The organism is Pseudomonas sp. R1-1, assembly GCF_051132135.1.
GTDB lineage: Bacteria > Pseudomonadota > Gammaproteobacteria > Pseudomonadales > Pseudomonadaceae > Aquipseudomonas.
Map to the genome: position 1 here is coordinate 2806169 of NZ_CP071663.1, position 21933 is coordinate 2828101.

A 21933-nucleotide genomic window follows, 5' to 3' on the forward strand; every position below is an offset into this window, starting at 1 on the left:
ACTTCCCTTACTGTTGAGAGACGGACGTTGCTGTTGCCTTTTTTCAGACGACTTGAATGCCGTTTTGCACCCACAAGTGGTGGCTTGGATCCTCCTGTGCCGTGTATTGAACATAGTCGATGCCGTCGGCCTGCTGCGCGCCATCGGCGACCCAGTCATCGGTCATGTGCACGCTGTCCTTGTCATCACCCTTGATCAGCAGGGTGTTGTTGTCAGAGGAAGTGATCGCCAGCAGGTCGCTGAGGTTCAACGTGAGTGACACCGCACTGGAATGGTTGAGGTCGAGGATTTCGACGTTATGGATCTTGCTCTGCAGATCGCCGAGGTTGATCGCCACGTCGCCACCGGCCCAGAGCAGGGTGTCGGTGCCGCTGCCGCCATCGACCGAGGTGAACTGCTGGTCGGCGATGATCAGCGTGTCGTCGCCGGCACCGCCTTGCAGGGTAACGGCGCCGCCGTGCGAACCGTCGAGGGTGTCGTTGCCATCGGTGCCCTGGATCAGCTCGCTGCCGCTAGCGTGCGCCAGACCGAGGTCATCGCTGGCCAGCGCCGAGAACGCGGTGCTGGCGAAGGCGCCGGCCTTGTTCAGGTCGATGGTCAGCGTGGCGGTATCGACCGTGCCGTTGGGGTGAGTGAGCTGATAAGTGAAGGTGTCTTCCTGACCGATCACTGCATCGGTCAGCCCGGTCTTGAGCGTGTAGGTGTAATTGCCGTTGGCCTGCACCAGCAGCGTGCCGTAGTTGCCGACCAGCGAGACGCCGTTGTAACCCGGCGCCACGTAACTGCCAGCGACCAACACACTGAGCAGGGTGTAGACCGAGCCCAGCACATCGGCGCCGCCGCCCGCGGTGTCGGTGAGCAGGTTGCCCGACACCGGCGTATAGCTGCCGACCACAAACTGGTTGGTGTAGGTCGCAACGTTGATCAGGCTGGTATTGACGCTGGTCAGCAGGCCGAGGCCGCCGACCGCCACCCGCACCTGATAAGTGCCGGCGGTCTGATCATCGAACTTGATCCCGTAATTGCCACCGCCGAGATTGAGCAGCGCGTTGCCGCCGTAGCTCTTGACCAGCACGTACTGGTTGGTCGCGGTGTTGAGTTTGTACAGGCCCACCGTCATCGAACCGAGCAGCGCCAGCAGGTTGCTCGAGTTGACCACCACGGTCAGGTCGCTGACGGTGTCTGCCGCGACCACGGTGTTGTAGTTGCCGCTGCCACCGCCCAACAACACGTTGAACGTGCCGAGGGCGGAAGTGCTGGTGACTTCGCGGTTGACCAACGTGACGTCAGTCGACGCGATGTCCGCCGTGGCATCGACCACCAGCGCCGGGCTGCCGAGGTTGGCGTCGTTCCACACTTCGGTGGCTTGCGGGCTGTCGATGCGCACGTACAGATTGGCGGTGTCGCTCAAACCGTTCGGGTGTACCAGCTGATAGTTGAACACGTCGACTTTGCCGACGCTGCTGACGCTGCCGTTGGGCTTGTAGCTGTAGTTGCCGTTGGCGTCGATGGTCAGCGTGCCGTACAACCCCTGCACCGTGGTGCCGGCCCCGGCGCTGACCCAGGCGCCGTTCTTGAAGATCTGCAATTGCGCGCCGTTGTCCGGGCCGGTCTGGTCGGCGGTGCCATCGACGCCGACGTTGGTGATGACGTTGCCGGTCACCGCAGGCCCGGCGATGCCGTTGAACTGGGTCAGGCTGCTGACGTCCAGTTGCAGTTGCGTGTTGACCGTGGTCAGCACGCCGATGCCGGTGCTCGACACGGTCAACCGGTAGTCGCCTGACAGCAAGTTACCAATGTCGACGCGCACGCCTTGCCCGGTGAGGGCAATCAGGTCGAGCAGACCGCTGCTGCCGTTGACGTCCAGGGTGACCCAGGTGCCGCTGGCATTCTTCACCTGCAATGTATAGACCACGCCGTCGAGCAGCGAAATCAGGCTGTTGGTGGTCAACGTCAGGGTTGGATCAAGCCGCGTGCCGCCGGCCACGGTGAAGGTGAAGGTTTTCGAGAAGCCGGCCAGCAGCGTGGTGAACGAGTCGTTGAAGGTCTGCGACGCGGTGGCCGGGGCTAGGGTGACGGTGCCGACGGCAAGGTTATCGCTGGCCACCACCGGTGCGTTGACGTCGATATCCGGCGCCGTGACATTCGCGGCAACCGAGACGTTGCCACGCGCATCGCTGAGGTTGACGGTGAGTTTTTCGCCGTTGATCTGCGCGCTGTTCAGGACAATGCTGAACACCCCGAGGTTGTTGACCGTGCCGGTGCCGAGCACGGTGCCGCTGGCCGACTTGATGGTGACGGTTGCGCCGGCCTCACCTGTGCCCGTGACGGTTAGACCGTCGGCGCCGACCAGCAGCGCCGTAGCGGCGGTGGGCGGCGTCAGGTCGGGCGCGGTGGCGCTCGCCGCTGCCGAGACGTTGCCGCTCGGGTCTGCCTGGGTGACGCTGAGCACCTGGCTGTTGATCTGCGCCGAAGCCAGCACCACCGAGAAGCTGCCGTTGGCCGCGACGGTCGCGGTGCCGAGCACCACGCCGCCGACGCCACGCACACTGATGGTCGCGCCGGGCACACCGATGCCGGTGAGCAGGGTGCCGCTGCCATTGACGCTGACGCCGGTCGGCGCACCGGGCGCTGTAATGTCCGGCGCTGTCAGGCTGGCGTTCGGCGAGAGGTTGCCGGCCGGGTCGACCAGGCGCACGGTCAGCAGTTGGCCGTCCAGTTGCGCGCTGTTCAAGTTGAAGCTGAACGTGCCGCCGCTGCCCACGGTGCTGTTGCCGAGCAGCGCGCCGCCCGGGCCGTAGACATTGACCGTCGCGCCGGCTTCGCCAGTGCCACTCACGGTCAGGCCATTGTCGGCCAGCGCCAGACCGGTCGCTGCGAGCGGTGCCTGGGTGTCGTTGGCGGTCAGGTTGAACACTGGCGACAGATTGCCCGTCGGGTCTGCCTGTTGAACGTTGAGCTGTTGACCGTTGAGCTGGGCACTGGACAGTTGCACGGTGAAGGTGCCGCCGGCATTGACCACCGCAGTACCGAGCACCGTCCCGGCGGCGTTGGTCACGCTGACCGTGGCGCCGGCTTCACCCGTGCCGCTGACCGCCAGCCCGGTGCCGTTCAGGGTCACATTGCTCAATCCAGCCGGCGCTGTGGTGTCGGCGACGTTGAGGTTGGTTGACGGCGAAATGTTGCCCGCCGCATCGCTCTGGCTGACGCTCAATTGCTGGCCGTTGAGTTGCGCCGTGGACAAGGTCACCGAGAACGTGCCGTTGCCCGCCACCGTCGCGGTACCCAGCACCGTGCCGCCAGCGCCGCGCACTGTGACGAGGGCACCGGCTTCACCGAGCCCGCTCAGCACCAGACCGCCGCCGCTGAGCAGCAGCGCGGTCGGTGCCGCCGGGGCGGTAGAGTCGGGCGCCGTGACCGGAAGCGTCGGCGAGGTGTTGAGGGCCGCATCGGTCTGTGTAGCATTGAGTAGCTGGCCGTTGACCTGCGGCGCATTCAGTTGTGCGCTGAACGTGCCATTCGCCCCAACCACCGCTTCACCCAACAACACGCCGCCCGCGCCGGTGATCCGCACCGTTGCGCCCACTTCGCCGCGACCGCTGACCAGTGTGCCGCTGGCATTCACTGCCAGATCGCTGAGTGGCGCGGGTGCCGAGGTGTCGTCGGCGCTGATTTCGGTGGGCAGCGAAACGCCGCCCAGCGGCGTGTTGGCAGTGACCTCAAGGCTCTGGCCATTGGTTTGCGCAGGCGTCAGCACGACATTGAACGTGCCATCCGGACCGGTGATGCCGGTGCCGATCAGGCTGTTGTCAGCGCCGAAAACGTTGATGGTGGTGCCGATTGCCGCGGTGCCGGTCAGCGTCGCGCCATCGCCCGACAAGAGCAGATTGCCCGGTGCATCCGGCGCCGGAACCGCCGGTACGTTCAGGATGGCATCGGCGGAAACATTATTGGCCGCGTCCGTCTGAATGACAGTCAACACCTGGCCGGCCGTGATGCCCGGCGTCAGGGTGACCAGGAACGTACCGTTGGCCGCGACCGTGCCAGTGCCGACGACAGTGCCGAGCGCGTCGGTCACCTCGACGCTGGCCCCGGCTTCACCACGCCCGGCGAGTTGGCTCAGGTCGCCGCTGATGGTCAGGCCGGTGACGGCATCCGGATCCGTGATATCCGGCACCGGGAAGGACAGCGCTGGTGATACGTTCAGCGCCTCATCGGTCGCGATCACCGACAACACCTGGCCGTTGGTCTGGGCCGGGTTGAGCGTGACCGTGTAAGTGCCGTTGCCCAACGCCACAGCAGTGCCCAGCACGGTGCCAGTGGCCGACAACACCGTCACGGTGCTGCCGGCTTCGGCAGTCCCGGTGAGCGAAACGCCGTTGGCGGTCAACGATGTGACGGTCGGTGCGAGCGGCGCGGTGCTGTCTGGCGCGTCGACAAGGGCGGGTTCGGACAGGTTGTTTTTCGCGTCGGCCTGAACTACGGACAGCGTGCGGCCATCGAGTTGCGCCGCGGACAACGTCACGCTGAAATTGCCGTCGGCGGCCACTGTCGCGGTGCCAAGTATCACCGCGCCGTCGCGCACGGTGACGAGCGCCCCAGGCTCGCCGGTGCCGGTCACGATCAGGCCGTCCTGGCTGACATTGAGGTCGGCGACTTCCAGTGGAACGGTGGTATCGCCCGCCTGCAACGGCGCGGTGGGGGAAGTGTTCGAGGTCTGATCCGTCTGATTGACGCTCAACTGCTCGCCGTTCACTTGCGCGGGGTTGAGGGTCACGCTGAAGGTGCCATTGGCGGCCACGGTTGCCGAGCCCAGCACCGTGCCGGTCGCGCTGAGCACGCGCACGGTGGCGCCGGCTTCACCGTTGCCGGTCAGCGTCAAACCATTAGCCGTAAGTTGCAGCTCGGTAGGGGCAGCCGGTGCGGTGACGTCGGGCGCGGTAACCGGCGCTACGGGCGAAGGGTTGCCCGCGGCATCGCGCTGGATGACCGACAGGGCTTCGCCGTTGAGCAGCGGCTGATTGAGGGTCACGCTGAAACTGCCGTCCGCCGCGACCGTGCCGGTGCCGACGATGGTGCCGACCGCGTTGGTAACCACCACTTGCGAACCCGCCGCGCCGGAGCCGGTGATCAGGCTGCCACTGGCATCGATCGCCACATCGGTCAGTGCCGCTGGCGGCGTGCTGTCGGCGGCCACCAGGGTGCCGGCAGGCGAGGTGTTGCCGGCAGCATCTGCGAGCTCGACGAAAATAGTTTCGCCATTGGTCTGCGCGGGTGAAAGGGTGATCTGGAACAGACCGTCACTGCCGACCGTGCCGGTGCCCAACACCGTGCCATCGGCCAAGGTCACGCTGACCTCGGCACCGGCTTCGCCACGACCAGTGAGCACGTCGCCAGCGACATTGATCTGCAGATCCGCAGGCGTGGCGGGCGGGGTCAGGTCCGGGGCGGTGACCGGCACCGGGGCGCTGACGTTGCCGGGTGGATCGGCCTGCTGAACGTTGAGGATCTGTTCGTTGATCTGCGGCGGGTTCAGCGTCACGCTGAACGAGCCGTCAGCGAGGACTACGCTGGTGCCGAGCAAGGTGCCATTGGCATCACGCACGGTCACGGTCGCGCCGGGTTCGCCGGTGCCGGTGACCAGCGCGCCTGAGCTGTTGATGTTGACGTTGGCCAGCGGGTCAGGGGGGGTGAAGTCGGGGGTGGTCAGGCTCACCGCAGGCGAGTCGTTGCCCGCCGCGTCGGCCTGCACCACGCTGATCACTTCGGCATTGCTCAGCGCCGGGGTCAGCGTCAGGGTAAAGGTGCCGGTCGGGCTGACCAGTGCAGTGCCAAGCACATTGCCGTCACTGTCGATGACCCGCACCTGCGCGCCCGGTTCGCCGCGCCCGGTCAAGGTCGCGCCGTCGCCGCTGATGCCCAGTTGCGCCACGGCCGCAGGCGGCGTGCTGTCGACCGCGGTGAACGGTGTCGCCGCCGAGGTGTTGCCTGCTGCGTCGGTCAGCGACACGGTCAACGCCTGGCCGTTGGCTTGCGGCGTGGTCAGGGTGATCGCAAAGCTGCCGTCAATGCTCACGGTGCCGGTGCCGACCAGCGTACCCGCAGCGTTGAACACGCTGACCGTGGTACCGGCCTCACCGGTGCCGGTCAACACACTGCCGTCATTGCTGACTGCCAGTGCAGCGGGTGGGTTGGGCGCGAGCAGGTCCGGGGCGATCAGGTTGACGCTGTTGGATTCATTGCCAGCGGCATCGGCCTGACTCAGGCTCAGGGTCTGGCCCGAGGTTTGCGCCGGGTTGAGGGTCACGCTGAAGGTGCCGTTGACCGCCACCACCGCGCTGCCGAGGACGACGCCGCCAGTGCCGAGCACGGTCACCGTGGCGCCGGCTTCACCGCGTCCGGTGAGGGCGACGCCGTTTGGCGCGAGGCTGAGTTCGCTGAGTGGCGTCGGCGCGGCGATGTCGGCCGCGGTGTAGTCGGTAGGGGACGAGTTGATCCCCGTGGTCGATGTCGCCACGGCAGACAATTGCTCGCCGTTGAGTTGCGCAATATTTAGCGTAACGCTGAAGCTACCGTTGGCCGCCACCACGGCGCTGCCGAGCAACGCACCCGAGGCATTGCGAATGCTCACGGTGCTGCCAGCGGTGGCGGAGCCGGTCAGGGTCAGACCATCGGCGCTGAGAGCCAGATTGGTTGGCGCGCTTTCCGCCAGATTGCCCGGTGCCGTCACTGGAGTCGCCGGGCCGGAATTGCCGGCGGCATCGATCTGCACAACGGAAAGCGTCGAACCGGCGACTGCCACCGGCGACAAAGTGATGCTGAAATTGCCGTTATTGCCGACAGTCGCGGTACCCAACAGAGCGCCGCCTGCGTCACGCACTTCGACGCTGGCGCCGACTTCACCGATACCGGTCAACGTCGCACCGTTGGCGCTCACCGCCAGATCGTTCGCCGCCACGGGCGCCGTGGTGTCGGCGGCGTTGACGATGGCCGGAGCGGACGGATTGCCCGCCGCGTCCGTAGCCGTGACGTTCAGCGACTGGCCGTTGGCTTGTGCGCTATTGAGCGTCACCTGGAACGTGCCATTGGCGGCGGCGGTGGTGGTGCCGAGGAGGTTGCCCTGGCTGTCGCGCACGGTGACCGTGCTACCGGCTTCGGCATTACCGGCCAGTTGTACGCCGGCGGCGTTCAAGGTCAGCCCGCTCGGAATGGCCGGTGGGGTCAGATCGACCGCGATCACTTCGACGGCCGTGGAGACGTTGCCCGGCGGGTCTTCCTGGGTGACCGTCAGCACTTCGGCATTCAGCTGTGGCGTGCTCAGGGTGACGCTGAATGCGCCGCCGCTTCCCACCTGCGCGGTACCGAGCACCGTGCCGTCGGCGCTACGCACAGACACAGTGGCGCCAGGCTCGCCATGACCGGTTACGGTCACGCCATCGGCATTCACCACGACCTGCGTCAGGGCAGCCGGAGGACTGATGTCGGGCGCGTTGAGGCTGGTCGATGGCGAGACATTGCCGGCCGCATCGGACTGGCTGATCGCCAACGCTTCACCGTTGGTGGGCGCGGGCGCCAGCGTTACGCTGAACGAACCGTCGGCGCCGACCACAGTGCTGCCCAACAGCGTGCCGCTGGCGTTGGTGACGTTGACCGTCGCACCGACTTCGCCAGTGCCGCTGAGCGTAGTGCCGTCGGCGCTGATCAGTGGGTTCTGCACGGCGGCGGGCGGGGTGCCGTCAATCGTGAGCACACCGGTAGCGGTGGAAGTGTTGCCGTTGGCATCGGTCAGGGTGACTTGCAGGGTCTCGCCGGCGGTCTGCGCGTTGGGCAGGGTGACCTGGAAATTGCCGCTCTGATCGACCACACCGGTGGCCAAAACATTGCCGGCGGCATCGCGCACGGTTACGGTGCTGCCCGCTTCCCCCTGGCCTTTGACCACGGTGCCGACATCGTTGATGGTGACGCCGGTTGCGGCGGCGGGCGGCTGCAGATCGGTGGCGATAAGGCTGGCAGGCTGCGACGGGTTGCCGGCGGCGTCGCTCTGGATCACGGTGAGCGCCTGGCCATTGAGTTGCGCCGGTGTCAGCGTCAGGCTGAAGCTGCCATTGCCTGCAACCAGTGCGGTGCCCAACACCGTGCCGTTGCTGTCGGTGACGGTGACGGTCGCGCCGGCTTCGCCACGCCCGGTCAGCGCACTGCCGTTGGCGTTCAACACAAGATTGCTCACCGCCTCGGGTGGCGTGCCATCGGCCGCCGTTACCGTGCCCGGCACCGAGACATCGCCGTCAGGGCTGGTGGCGGTGACTTGCAATATTTGCGCGTTGATCTGCTTGGCACTGAGCAACAAGGTGAAACGGCCGAACTCATTGATCAGGCCTGACCCGAGCACATCGCCGTTGCTGTTGGTCACGGTCACTGTGCAACCAGGCGTTCCCGCGCCGGTCAGGGTAAAACCGTCGGAGCTCAAGGCGAGATCGGTCGGAGTCGCGACCTGGCTACCGTCGAGACCTGCCAGCGGAACGGCCGGCGAATCGTTGCCGCCGCCGTCAGTGCTGATCACTTCCAGATTACCGCCAGGCTCGGCCGGTGGACTCAGGGTCACCACGAAGCGGCCATCCGCACCCGCCGTCGCGGTGCCCAACACCGTGCCACCGCCGGGGATGCTCACGGTGACCAAGGTGCCGGGCTCGGCGAGGCCCGACACTTGATTGCCTGCCGGGTTGAGCGCCAGATCACTGACCGGCGCCGGTGGGGTGTCATCCGGTGCAGTGACAGCGCCCGGCAATGAAGCGTTGGTGCCGTCCGACACCACCACTTGCAGGGCTTCGCCATTGGTCTGGGCCGTATCGAGGTTGACCGTGAAAGCGCCCGTGCCGTCAGCGGTCGCGGTGCCGATGACGTTGCCATTCGCGTCGAGCACCTGGACGGTATTGTTCGGCTGCGTGGTGCCGCTGACCGTGGCACCCGCCGGGTCGATGGTTAACCCGGTCGGCACTGGTGGGGCGGTGACGTCCGGTGCGGTGACCGGCGTGGCCGGCGAGGGCAGGGTGCTCGCATCAGTCTGAATGACGCTGAGCACCTGGCCGTCAAGTTGCGCCGGGCTGAGGTTGACGGTAAAGCTGCCGTTGCTGGCCACCAGCGTGGTGCCGAGCACCGAGCCATCCGGCGCGGTGACGGTGACGGTGCTTCCGGCCTGGCCGGTACCGGTCAGTGTTACGCCATTGCTGTTGAGCACCAGATTGTCAGGGGCCAGCGGTGCGGTGGTGTCGGCCGCGGTCAGTGGGGTGCTAGGGGAAACGTTTACACCATCCGATTGGCTGACTTGCAGCGGCTGACCGTTGGTTTGCGGACTGTTCAACGACACCGAAAATCCACCGTTGCCGTCGACGATCGCGCTGCCCAGCGTGTTGCCGGCCAGATCCTTGACCGACACCGTGGCGCCGGGCTCGCCGGTGCCTGTGAGTGTGCTGCCCGTCGGATCCAGCACCAGATTCGCCGGTGCGCCGGGAGCCTGAATATCGGGCGCCTGAACCGGCACCGCCGGCGAAGCCGACGTCGAGGCATCAGTCTGCACGACGTTCAAATTCTGGCCGTTGGTTTGCGGCGTGGAAAGACTGATCTCAAAGCGGCCATCGCTGCCGACTACAACGGTTCCCAGGACCACGCCGCCGGCGTCGGTGACGGTCACGGTGGCGCCGGGCTGACCGTTCCCGGTGACCACTGCGCCGTTAGCGGAAATGTCTACATCGGAGACCGCAACCGGTACCGTCAGATCGGGCGCAGTGACGTTGATCGGCGCCGATGGGTTGCCGTCGGCGTCGGTCTGGATCACTTGCAGTTGTTGCGCGTCGGTCTGCGGCGTCGAGAGGTTGAGGGAGAAATTGCCGTCGATGCCGACCGTGCCGGTGCCGATGATATTGCCCGCCGGATCGCGCACGGTGATGGCCGCGCCGGCCTCACCCTGACCGGACAGCGTCTGCCCCTGGTTATCCAGGGTGACGCCCGTCAGTGGCGCCGGGCCTTGGGTGTCAGCCGTTACATAGGTCAGCGGGGCGGAGGTATTGCCCGCGCCATCGCTGGCGCTGATCTGCAGGGTTTCGCCGTTGTTTTGTGGCGGGCTTAATTGCACGGCGAAGGTGCCGTCGGCGCCGACCACAGCGGAGCCGAGCACGTTGCCGTTGGCATCACGCACGGTCACGGTGGACCCGACCTGGCCGCGGCCTTTCATTTGCGCGCCATTCACGCTCAAAACGATGTCGCTGGGCTGCGTCAAGCCGTCTAGGTCGACTGCGATGACAGTCACTGCGGGCGAAGGATTGGCTGCGGCGTCGGTGAGCTGCACACTGAGTGCTTCACCGTCGATTTGTGCCGCGTTGAGTTGCACCGTAAACGAGCCGTCCGCCGCGACCAGGGCCGTGCCGAGCACGCTGCCTTGAGCATTGGTGACACTGACCGTGCTGCCGGGCTCACCGCGGCCGCTGACAGACAGGCCGTCGCTGCTGACGGACACATCCGTTGCGGCAGCCGGACCGGTGATGTCCGGTGCGTTGAATGTCACCGCAGGCGATTGCGCGCCGACGCTATTGAGCGCGATGACGGTGATGACTTCGCCGTTGGCTTGCGCCGGGCTGAGCGTCACCGTAAAGCTGCCGTCAGCACCGACCGTAGCACGCCCGAGCACGTCGCCATTGACGGCCCGTACTTCAACCGTGGTGCCGGCCCTTGCAGTACCGCTGAGCTGGCTGCCGTCACTGCTCAGACCGAGATTGGCGGGCGTCTGCGGTTCGACGATTGCCGGTGCGCTGGCCGTCGCGCCCGTGGAGATATTTCCGGCCGCATCGACGGCATTGACGGTCAGCGATTGACCGCCGGTTTGCGCCGGGCTGAGCGTGACGCTGAAGGTGCCATCTGCCGCCACCACGGCGCTGCCCAACAGGCTGCCATCGGCTGCGCGCACCTGAATGGTCGCGCCGGCTTCACCGCTGCCGCTGAGCTGCGTGCCATCGGCGCTCACGCTGAGATTGGCAGGAGCTATGGGCGCAGTGGTGTCCGGCGCGGTCACCGTGCCCGGTGTGGACACATTGCCCGCACCGTCAGTCAGCGTCACATCGAGGGGTTGGCCGTTGGTTTGCGGGGTGTTCAGGTCAACCTGAAATCGTCCGTCAGCACCGACGGTGCCGGAACCCAGCAGATTGCCGGCCGCATCGCGTATTTGAACCACACTGCCGGCTTCGCCGAATCCACTCAACACGCGGCCATCGGCTGACAAACTCAGACCGGTGGCCGGGGCGGGCGGCGTCGCATCGCCGTTACCGCCACCGCTACCACCACCACCTCCGCCACCACCGCCGCCTGCTGCCGCAGCTGCGCCGCCCGCGCCCAACAGACCCAGCCCGGCAATCGCCCAGGCAGGTGTCGCGCCATCAACCACGCCGACACCGGCGATCAACTCGTCGAGCGAGCCGATTTCGTCGAAGGTAAAGCCATTGAAGGGTTCTGCGTTGTAGCGCGCCTGCCACAGCGTGGCGTCATCACCCTGGAACACGATGTCGTTAGTAACACCGTCGGGGCTAGTGACAAAGAAATTGGTGATTTTGATCTGCTCCCCAGACTTCAGATTCAGGATCAAATCCTGACCGCTGCGACTGGTTGAAGCCAGTTGTTCGGGCCGGGCCGGAATTTGTACAACTGAAGGCTGATTGAGCTGAACGTTACCCCAGTTCTGCGCGGTGAGTTGAGAACTGGCTTTGTCGGCGATAACGATGTTGTCCATTACTACTCCCTGTTAGTGCATCGGCGTATGGCCACGGCTATAGGGAGAACCATAGATTGGGAGTGGGGATGGGGGGCGTCTGTTATCTGACGGATAATTCGTACAATGAAAATGAGGGTTATTAAGATTTTGAAAACAAACGTTAATTAGCCCGTTGCCGTTTGTCGGAACGTTGGATCCAACCGTTTTGCCGATGCAACAAAATGTGTCGGTCATGACGTGTTCAGCAAACTTCCGAGGATCTGGAATCGAGAGCGGGAAGTGGGTAATGGCTACTCGATATTAAACTCTGCCGATCAGTCATACGGTTTGAGGCCGGACTCAATTCGAAAGAATTAATTCCATGGATTTAATGGCGTGTCAGTGGTTGTACAGGAAAACCGGGTCATCCTGGGTTTACGCAGCAGGTGAGTTTTTTTGATTGCATGCAATTTCATGCGCTTGCTATCGGACGTCGAAGTGATCGAGTGCTTCCCGGCGTCGCTGAAAGGAGACGGTTCAAGGAGGAAATCCAATCCCATTCATCGCGGTAAGTGCCTGCATTAACACCTATGGTTGATTGTCGGGTTTCGGTTTTACTGCGAAGATTTTCAGTCGTTTTTCTTCTCCCGGCCGCTGCTGGCTACGTTGCGTTGTGGCGGAAGTGGCAGGGGGCTTGATGATCAAACGTTTACCAACGGCTGCGAACGCTATGAATCAAGGCATGCAGGTTCTCTGGAGTGACGCGGAACGCGTGTTCTGTCGCGGTAGACGAGCGTCGGATGCTTGCGCTGTTGCAGTTCTCGTAGCGTCGACATCGGCTGAACAGCCGGGTCGCTCCAGTCTTGATCGGTTGGCTCACGAGTACTCACTGAAAGATCAACTCGACAAACGGTGGGCGATACGTCCTACAGAGCTGCTGCACGACAATGGTCGAGCGCACGTGATCTATGAGGATCCCGGCGGTGTGGTACTCGCTGAGTTGCTCAGTGCACCGATGGCTATCGAAACGTTCCTGCAGATATCGATCAGCATTGCGCAAGCGCTGGGGGAAATGCACGGCTGCGGCCTGATTCACAAAGACATCAAACCTGCGCATATTCTCGTCGACTGCCATGATGGGCGGGCGCGGCTTACCGGCTTCGGCCTGGCTTCGCGTCTGCCACGTGAACGGCAGAGCGTGCAATCGCCGGAAGTCCTCGCCGGGACCCTGGCCTATATGGCGCCCGAGCAGACCGGGCGAATGAACCGGTCGGTCGACTCACGCAGCGACCTTTATGCCTTCGGGGTCACGCTCTACCAGATGCTCACCGGATCGCTGCCGTTCAACGCTACCGAGCCAATGGAGTGGCTGCACTGCCATATCGCGCGTACGCCCATGTCGCCGAGCGCCCGGGTCGCCACCGTGCCGCCAGTGCTTTCGTGCATCGTCATGAAGTTGCTGGCGAAAACTGCCGAGGAGCGTTACCAGTCCGCCACAGGTCTCGAAGAGGACCTTCGACGTTGCATGACGCAGTGGCAACGGCAACGGCACATCTACTCATTCAGTCTGGACGAACGAGGTACATCTGGCCGCTTGTCCATACCCGAGAAGCTCTATGGGCGCGACGCCGACGTCGAGACGCTGGTCAATGCGTTCACGCGCATCGCCGAAAACGGGCAGCCCGAGCTGTTGTTGGTCTCTGGGTATTCGGGAATCGGCAAATCCTCTGTCGTCAATGAATTGCATCGCGCGCTGGTCCCGGCAAAGGGGCTGTTTGCCGGCGGCAAGTTCGATCAATACAAACGCGACGTGCCCTACGCAACATTGGTGCAAGCCTTTCAAGGGCTGGTGCGCACATTATTGAGCGAGAGCGATGCGCAGGTCGGCACCTGGCGCGACGCTTTGCAGGCCGCGCTCAGTGCCGATGCGCGATTGATGACGGACCTGATCCCTGAACTGAAGTTGATCATGGGTGAGCCCCCGACGCTGGCTGACCTGGAGCCTGTTCTGGCGCAACGACGGTTTTTAAAGGTTTTACGCAGTTTTATCGGTGTGTTTGCGCAACGCGAACATCCGCTCGTGCTCTTTCTGGATGATCTGCAATGGCTGGATGGCGCGACGCTGAATTTGCTCGAGGAACTGTTGACGCGCTCGCGGATGGCTCATTTGTTATTGATCGGGGCCTATCGCAGCAATGAAGTCGATGCCGCGCACCCCTTGACCGCCAGGCTGCTATCAATCAGAGCGGCAGGCGGCAGAGTGCAGGAGATAGTCCTGGCGCCGCTCGCCACTGCACATGTCGAAGCGTTGCTGGTTGACGCGATGCACGCAGAACAAACGTCCATTGCGACACTCGCGCAGTTGGTGCTTGAGCGAACCCTGGGCAATCCGTTCTTTGTCATTCGGTTCTTGCAAACCCTCGTCGAGAAAGGCCTGCTTGTTTTCCGCCATGAGGACAGACGCTGGCACTGGGACGCCCAGCTCATTCATGCTCAAGGCTATACCGACAATGTTGTTGACCTGATGGTCGGTAAACTCGTGCAGTTGCCACCGGCCACTCAGCAGGCGCTGCAGGCATTGGCATGTCTGGGGGATACCGCAGGCGTTGACAGCCTGTCTTCTCTGCTTGCCATGCCTGTGCCGCAGGTCCATTCGTCGCTGTGGGCCGCTATCCAGGGTGAATTGATCATTCATCGAGACGACGGCTACGGATTTGCCCATGACCGGATTCAGGAAGCGGCTTATAGATTGATTGCACCGAACGTGCGGGTGCAAAAGCATTTACGGATTGGCCGTTTGCTGCTCGAGCAGACACCGGAGCACAAACGCGCCGAGGCGATTTTCGAAATCGTCGGTCAGCTCAATCGCGGTGTGCCGTTAATGGATCAACAGTCGGAGCGCGTACAACTGGCGCAGCTCAATTGGCTGGCCGGCGAGCGCGCCAGGGCATCTACCGCGTATGCCTCGGCGCTGAAGTATTACTCCCTGGGCGCGGAGTTGCTCGCTCCGGGCTGTCGGGACCCGCATGCAAAGTTGATCTTCGCCCTTGAGTACGGCAAGGCCTTGTGCGAATTCCTCACCCGGCAACTGCGCGCCGCCGAAGCACGTCTGCAGCGGTTGTCCGAGTGCGCCGTCACCATAGAGGAGCGTACGCAGGTGGCATGTCTGCAAGTCGATCTTTACCTGATTCTGGATCAAAGCGAGAACGCGGTGGCGGTGTGTCTGGGATTTCTGCGCCATCTGGGCATCGACTGGCCGCCTCATCCTTCGGACGATGAGGTGCGTGACGAATACCTGCGTATCGGCCGGCAGCTCGGCAGTCGCAGTATCGGATCGTTGATCGATCTGGCACCCATGCAGGACGCCACTGCCCTGGCGGCGCTCGAAGCGCTGACCAAGCTGATAGTCGCAGCCTTGCACATGGATGGGAACCTGCCGGGTCTGGCGATAGGCAGGGCCATCAACCTGAGCATCGAGTTCGGCAACAGCGATGCGTCTTGTGTGGCCTATGCCAACGTGTCGCGGATTGCTGGCCGGCGTTTTGCCGATTACCCGGCCGGCCTGGCGTTTGCTGAGTTGGGCTGTCGATTGGTGGAGCTGCGCGGTCTGGAGCGTTATCAGGCGCGCACGCAACTGGCTTTTTTGCTGTTTGCCCAGCGCTGGGTGCAGCCGGTGCGCAGCTGTCACGGGCCGTTGCGTCAGGTATTCGAAGTTGCCAACCGAACCGGTGATCTGCCGGTAGGCGCTTTTGCCGGTAACAGTTTGGTATCGAACATGCTGGCCGCTGGCGAGCCCTTGGCCGAGGTGCAGGCAGAAGCTGAAAGCGGTTTGGCCTATGCCCGCAAAATCGGCTTCGCCGTGGGCATCGACTTTATCGAAACGCAGTTGGCGTTCATCCAGATGCTCCGAGGCCAGACGCAACTCTTCGGAAGTCTCGAACCCGAGCGATCAGCCCCTGGCGATGTGCACAATCTGCGCCACGGAACATCGTTGGTCTCGGCCTGCTGGCGCTCGATTCGCACGTTGCAAGCGCGTTACTTTGCCGGCGACTACGCAGCGGCGACTCGGGCCGGGAACGCCGCGCGGCAGCTGTTGCGCGCTTCACACGCGTTTATTGAAGAATCCGAGTACGTGTTCTACAGCGCCCTGACCACGGCTGCCCGGTGTAGCATCGCGCCAAAAGCCCATCGGCAAACTGAACTGGAGCTGATCGCGGCTCACCATCAGCAACTGCAAGCGTGGGCCGACCTGTGTAAGCAGAATTACGCCAGCCACGCGATGCTTTTGGGGGCCGAAATAGCCCGCATCGAAGGGCGAGCGCTGCAAGCCGAGCAATACTACGAAACGGCGATTCATTTGGCCCAGGACAGCGGGTTTGTGCACATCGAGGCGCTGGCCAACGAACTGGCGGCGCGCTTTTATGCCGAACGTTGCCTGACGAAGATTGCGAGGATGTACCTGCAGGACGCGCGTTATGCCTATCAGCGCTGGGGCGCCGACGGCAAGGTCCGGCAACTGGAAGCCAGCCATGTATTTTTGCAGGCGCAAACGCCGTTGCCCGGCCCGACCAGTACGATCGCCACCCCCGTGGATCAGCTCGATATGGCCACGGTGCTGAAGGTGTCTCAAGCGGCCTCCAGTGAAATCGTTCTGGAGAAGCTGATCGAAATGGTCATGCGCACAGCGATCGAACAGGCGGGCGCCGAGCGCGGTGTGTTGATTCTGCTTGAGGCCAGCGAGCAACGCATCGCGGCCCAGGCAACGACCCGTGATGACGTGACGCAGTTGTCCCTGCGCGATGAGCCGGTCAGTGCCACGCTGATTCCTCAGTCGATTCTGTTACATGTCCTGCGAACCGAGGAGAACCTGTTCCTTGATGACGCCTTGCACGAACCGCCGTTTGCCGCCGACCCGTACGTTCGTGAGCATCACGCCCGGTCGGTGCTGTGCCTGCCGCTGTTGCATCAGGCGCAACTGATAGGCGCCCTGTACCTGGAAAACAATCTGGCACCACGGGTATTCAGCCCCACGCGGATCGCCGCGCTGAAACTTGTGGCCTCGCAGGCCGCGATCTCGCTGGTCAATGCGCGTCTGTACCGCGATATTGAAATGCGCGAAGCGAAAATCCGTAGATTGGTCGATGCCGATATTATCGGCATTCTGTTCTGGACGGCCCAAGGCGAGGTAATGGAGGCCAACGACGCGTTTCTGCGCATGGTTGGCTACGAGCGTGAAGATTTGTTGCGCGGCCGGGTACGCTGGCGGGATATGACCCCGCCGGAATTTTTGCACATGAGTGAAAACGCGCTTGCGCAAGCACTCGCCACGGGACGCGCAGCCCCCTTCGAGAAGCAATACTTGCGCAAAGATGGCAGCCGCCTGCCAGTGCTTGTCGGTCTGGCTCTGCTCGAAAGCACACCAGCCAATGGTGTGGCGTTCGTTCTGGACCTGACCGAACGCAAGCAGGCCGAAGCACAACACCGTGAAGGCGAACAGCGCTATCGCGAGATTCAAACGGAACTGGCGCACGCCTGTCGTGTAGCCACGATGGGCCAGCTCGCTGCATCAATTGCGCATGAAGTCAGCCAGCCACTGGCCTCGACACTGGCCAGTGCACAAGCGGCGGTGCGCTGGCTGGCGGCGCAGCCGACGAATGTCGAGGAAGTGCGCCTGTGTCTGGAGCGTATCGTCAAGGATGCCAATCGCGGCAGTGAAGTGCTGGCGCGCATCCGTGGTCTCATACGCAAAGCGCCGCAGCCCAGGGAGCCGGTGAATCTCAATGACGTGATCAGCGAAGTCATTGAAATCACTCGCGGTCAGGCCGACAAAAGTGCCGTTGTGATCCATGTCGACATGCGTGACGATTTGCCCGCCGTAAATGGCGATCGGGTCGAGTTGCAGCAAGTCGTACTCAACCTCATGATGAACGCACTGGAAGCCATGAGCGGCATGGGCGCGGGCCGTCGCGAGTTGCGCATTTGCACTCAGTACGACGAAGCGGGGCAGGTCAGGGTGAGTGTCAGCGACTCTGGACCGGGGTTCGGTTCACAGTCGAACGAGCGCTTGTTCACGCCGTTCTACACCACCAAACCCAGTGGTTTGGGCATGGGCCTGGCGATTTGTCGTTCGACCATCGAGGTGCATGGGGGTCAGCTCTGGGCTTGCGCCAACCAGCCGTGTGGCGCTGTAGTCCAGTTCGTGCTGCCCGCAGAGGCGCCACTCTGACAATAAAAAAACGCCCGGCCAAAACTTCAATGGCGGGCGTCTGGGAAGTGCCGGTACAGCAAGGAGAGCGCCGCGCCGGTCAGGGACGAAACTTCAAATCAGGCACTGGAATTGAGAACGGATGCCAGGCGCAGACGTTTGACCACTCACGCCACTGGAATCGATGGGTCGGCGGCGGCCAGCGCAGCAGCGCGATCAGCGGCCGGCGGGTAGATCCAGACTGTGTTGATCTGGGTCTTGAGCTCCTTCGCTTCTTGCCCGACCAGTTTCAGCTGACGATCCCAACCCTCGGTGTACACAGCGCCCCAGGCCCCCAGGTCCAGACAGGTTACATACTTGGGCTGGCTGTAGGTCATCGGTTCGACGCCCAGCAAGTCTGCTGCGACGTTGTTGCCGGCATAACGGCCCAGGCTGATCGCGTGCTGGCAGGACATCGCGGCAAAATTGCCAACCGTGTCGGTGGCGGCGTACGCGGTGTCACCGGCGGCGAAGACATCCTTGTGGCCCAATACTTTCAGGTGGCCGTCAACATGCAGTCGGCCTTGCAGGTCACGTGTGCCTGCAACCTGTTCGGTGAGCGGGCTGGCGCGGAAACCAACGGTCCAGATCACCGTGCTGGCTTCAATGCGCTGACCATCGGCGAGGGTCACGCCCCCTGCGTCGACCGACACGACCGAGGCGTTGACGATCCATTCCACGCCCAGTTCTTTCGAAGCTTCGACAATCGCAGGGCGGATGCCGTCGCCCAGTGACGCAGCGATCTGCGGCGCGCGGTCTACCACGACCACGCGGATTTTCGCGTCGTCGCCCAATGCGGTGCGCAAGCGAGCCGGCATCTCGGTGGCTGTTTCGATCCCCGTAAAGCCACCGCCAGCCACCACTACGGTGTTGCGCGCCGCACTCGGCGGAAGGTTGCTCAATGACTTGATGTGGGCTTCCAGGCGCGTGGCTTCTTCAATCTGATCGACATCGAAAGCGTGCTCGATCATGCCCTCCAGTGCCGGACGGATGACCCGGCTGCCAGCCGCCAGCACCAGACGGTCATAGCTCAAGGTGCCCTGCGTACCGCTGGCATCGCTGTAGGTGACTTGCTTGTTTCCGGTGTCGATTGTGTCCGCGACGCCTTTGACGAACTTCACCCCGACGGCGTCGAACAACTCGCCCAGCGGCGCCGCCATGGTGTGCACATCCGGCTCGTAGAAGCGCGGACGGATGCGCAGCTCCGCCTGAGGAGCGAGCACGCTGATCAGTACGTCGTTACGATCATGCTGGTCCAACAGGCGAGCGGCGCTCAGGGCGCTCCAGACTCCACCAAATCCTGCGCCAATAACCAGAATGTGCTGTTTCATCGGATGACTCCTGAAGAATAAATGAATCGTTGATGGGGCTGTCGCTTCGAGCCGGACCATCGTCTGGCCCTCGGAATGCCTTGGCTGCGATAATCATCGCGGTACGCGTGGCGGTTCGATTCGCTGACGATGATGCTATCGGGACAGGGCGCGCGTGACACTTCTACCTAGGGTCAGCGGCGCCATGCCTGAGTGTGAGCCGGGTATACCGGGGTATAGGAGGCCGTTGCGGCGGTCAGTCGGGGCGATTGACGACGGCGTCGATGCAGTTGAGGAGTTCGCAACAGGGAAACGGCTTGGGAAACCAGGCCACCGGTGGCGCCGATTGCGCGCTGACCTGGGGTGGCGATCCTTGAAAGCCAGTAATGAAAATGACCGGAATATGCAGCCCTCGGGCGCAGAGCTGGTCATACATTTGAATCCCGGACAGGCCGGGCATCTGGATATCCGAGATCAGGCAGCGGGTGTCTGGCGCGGCCGCAGACGTCAGAAATGCCTCAGCCGTGGCGAACAGTTGCACGGTGTATCCGTTGGACCGCAGCAGACTGTCCAGCGCCATGCGCACGGACTCGTCATCATCGACAACCGAAACAACAGCAGTGTGGGCCATTTCTTTCCCTGGGCTCTCTCGGGTAGCCCAGCAAGGACGCCCGCCATGTCGGCAAGATACGCCGCTCTCAAGGGCGGTGTACTTATACGTGTGTATAGAAATCCGCGTGAACTTTCATTCGCTGGCGGTGGCCGCCAGCGAGTCGTCAGCGCGAGAATCGACTGCGATAGTTACGCGGCGTGATCGTCAGGTGACGGAGAAAGGCCGCGCGCATGCGCTCTTCATCACCGAAGCCGCACAATCCGGCGATTTGATCAATGTTGCGCTCAGAGTCCTCGAGCAAGCGTCGCGCCGCTTCAAGGCGCAGCAGTTCCAAAGCCTTTGCAGGGGTCCGGCCGACCTTGTGCTTGTAGACGCGGGCGAAGTTGCGCGGGCTCATTTGCGCCTGGCGGGCCATGGCTTCGACCGTCAGGCGGGGGGCGCCGAGGTGCTCGCTCAGCCACGCGTGCAGGCCATCGAAGTCGCCGCGATCGTTGGTCTGCGATTGCAGCACCTGGCTGAATTGCGCCTGACCGCCGGGCCGCTTGAGAAACACCACCAGTTCCCGCGCCACCTCCAGGGCTACGTCGCGCCCGCAATCGGCTTCGACCAGCGCCAGTGCCATGTCGATGCCGGTAGTCACGCCCGCCGAGGTCCACAGCGTGCCTTGCTGGATAAAGATGGCATCAAGGTCGACATTGATGGTCGGGAAGCCGTTTTTCAGCATGTCGCACATCGCCCAGTGCGTGGTCGCTCGCAGACCGTCAAGCAAGCCGGCGGCAGCCAGCAGGAACGTGCCGCTGCACACCGAGGCGACACGCCTGGCCTTGACCGATGTCAGGCGCACCCAGTCAATCAACGCGGCGTTATCGGACAGTGCCTGACGAATATTCGGCGCGCCGGGCACGATTAGCGAATCGATGCAGGCGTCGTCGAACTGACTCAATGCGCTGGTCTGAACCGCAAGGCCTTCGGCGGTGGCGATCAACCCGCCCGCCAGGCTCGCCGTGTGCAGGCTGTAGCCCGACAGACCGCGTAGCGTCATGATTTTCGAGGCGGACCAGAACACGGTCTGTGCGCCGGTCAGATCCAGCAGACCCATTTGCGGATACGCCACGAACACCACAGCGCGCGGATGCGCGTTTAGAGGGTCAAGTGAGTGTGTGTCGGCAAGAATCGAGTTCATGAGTCGTTGAAGTTCTGGTGTGGGCAAGGCAGGCAAGGGCGCGGCTTGACGGTTATAAGGCATAAATTCCGAGCGCGCCAGCCGCCGCAGCCTGGGTAAAACCTCCTCCTGACGACGCGAACAATCTGCAAGCGTGAGGAAGAGGGCGAGCACTCAGCGACAGGCCATGCAGAAACCAGGCACGGCCCGATAGACATTGACGTTGCCATTGTCCGCTACGCGGTTTTCCAGCAAGCGATCCGACCCTCCTTCAGCCATGCGGTTTTGCTTGAGATGATCGGAACCATCGGCGGCCAGTCCTCGTTCATGCAAACGGTCGGCACCGCCCTCGGCGATGCTCTGTTCTGGAGCCTTTTGGAGCGTGTACTGGAGCAGCGGCGTCGGTGCATTTCGATCGCCCTCGGCGCGGCCGCCATTGCGCACTTCGGCGGCGTAGATGATCGATGACTGAGAGCCGATGGCGGTCATCAAGGTAAAGCTGAACACCAGATTTGCAAGTTTCATTGAGTTCACCCATTTATCGAATGTGGAAGTTCAACGGCACCATGGATTTTAAGGCGAGAGGAAAAATCGACACTCATGCAATGGGTTGCTGCGGTACGTCTATGGGTATGAGGCACTTATGCTCAGGTATGGATTTGAAGGAACGCTGTCACTCGCAAGTGAAGTTCCCGGTGCAGCGAGCCGGACGGGTAGAGCGCAACTGTTGGGGTTGGCGCAGGGCTGGCGCTTATACATTGGTATGGCTCGCCACCGCCTCGATATTGGTTGAATGAACTGAACAGGCGTTTCTCCTATACCCGCGTATGGTTCTTGCGGGTGTGGTCGCGGTGCACACTCCTGGGCAAG

Annotated in this window: 6 protein-coding genes; 1 reads left to right on the forward strand and 5 read right to left on the reverse strand. The window is 63.1% G+C overall.

All coding sequences use genetic code 11. The features are described 5' to 3' along the window. Positions 1–43: 43 nt before the first annotated feature. Positions 44–11773: a BapA/Bap/LapF family large adhesin gene (locus J3P75_RS12795; protein WP_434710889.1), complete on the reverse strand. Its 11730-nt coding sequence runs from the start codon at positions 11771–11773 to the stop codon at positions 44–46. Positions 11774–12476: 703 nt separating this feature from the next. On the opposite strand from J3P75_RS12795, the gene J3P75_RS12800 reads away from it, so the two are divergent. Then, positions 12477–17960 carry a trifunctional serine/threonine-protein kinase/ATP-binding protein/sensor histidine kinase gene (locus tag J3P75_RS12800; protein WP_434710891.1) on the forward strand — a complete coding sequence of 1828 codons (5484 nt, stop codon included), beginning with the start codon at positions 12477–12479 and terminating at the stop codon, positions 17958–17960. Positions 17961–18106: 146 nt separating this feature from the next. Here J3P75_RS12800 and J3P75_RS12805 read toward each other — a convergent pair whose 3' ends face one another. The 4 genes from J3P75_RS12805 to J3P75_RS12820 all read right to left on the reverse strand — a co-directional run bounded on the left by J3P75_RS12805 (position 18107) and on the right by J3P75_RS12820 (position 21588). Then, entirely contained in the window at positions 18107–19309 is a 1203-nt protein-coding gene (locus J3P75_RS12805; protein WP_434710893.1) for an NAD(P)/FAD-dependent oxidoreductase, read from the reverse strand. Between the two features lie 235 nt (positions 19310–19544). Further along, positions 19545–19919, reverse strand: a complete 375-nt coding sequence (locus tag J3P75_RS12810; RefSeq protein ID WP_434710895.1) for a response regulator — start codon at positions 19917–19919, stop codon at positions 19545–19547. Between the two features lie 145 nt (positions 19920–20064). Continuing rightward, entirely contained in the window at positions 20065–21084 is a 1020-nt protein-coding gene (locus tag J3P75_RS12815; protein ID WP_434710896.1) for a GlxA family transcriptional regulator, read from the reverse strand. Between the two features lie 153 nt (positions 21085–21237). After that, positions 21238–21588 carry a hypothetical protein gene (locus J3P75_RS12820; protein ID WP_203421906.1) on the reverse strand — a complete coding sequence of 117 codons (351 nt, stop codon included), beginning with the start codon at positions 21586–21588 and terminating at the stop codon, positions 21238–21240. Positions 21589–21933 lie beyond the last annotated feature (345 nt).

Coding starts and splice junctions, on each gene's coding strand:
- J3P75_RS12800 (WP_434710891.1), top strand. CDS start 12,477: ATGCAGGTTCTCTGGAGTGACGCGGAACGCGTGTTCTGTCGCGGTAGA.
- J3P75_RS12795 (WP_434710889.1), bottom strand. CDS start 11,773: ATGGACAACATCGTTATCGCCGACAAAGCCAGTTCTCAACTCACCGCG.
- J3P75_RS12820 (WP_203421906.1), bottom strand. CDS start 21,588: ATGAAACTTGCAAATCTGGTGTTCAGCTTTACCTTGATGACCGCCATC.
- J3P75_RS12815 (WP_434710896.1), bottom strand. CDS start 21,084: ATGAACTCGATTCTTGCCGACACACACTCACTTGACCCTCTAAACGCG.
- J3P75_RS12810 (WP_434710895.1), bottom strand. CDS start 19,919: ATGGCCCACACTGCTGTTGTTTCGGTTGTCGATGATGACGAGTCCGTG.
- J3P75_RS12805 (WP_434710893.1), bottom strand. CDS start 19,309: ATGAAACAGCACATTCTGGTTATTGGCGCAGGATTTGGTGGAGTCTGG.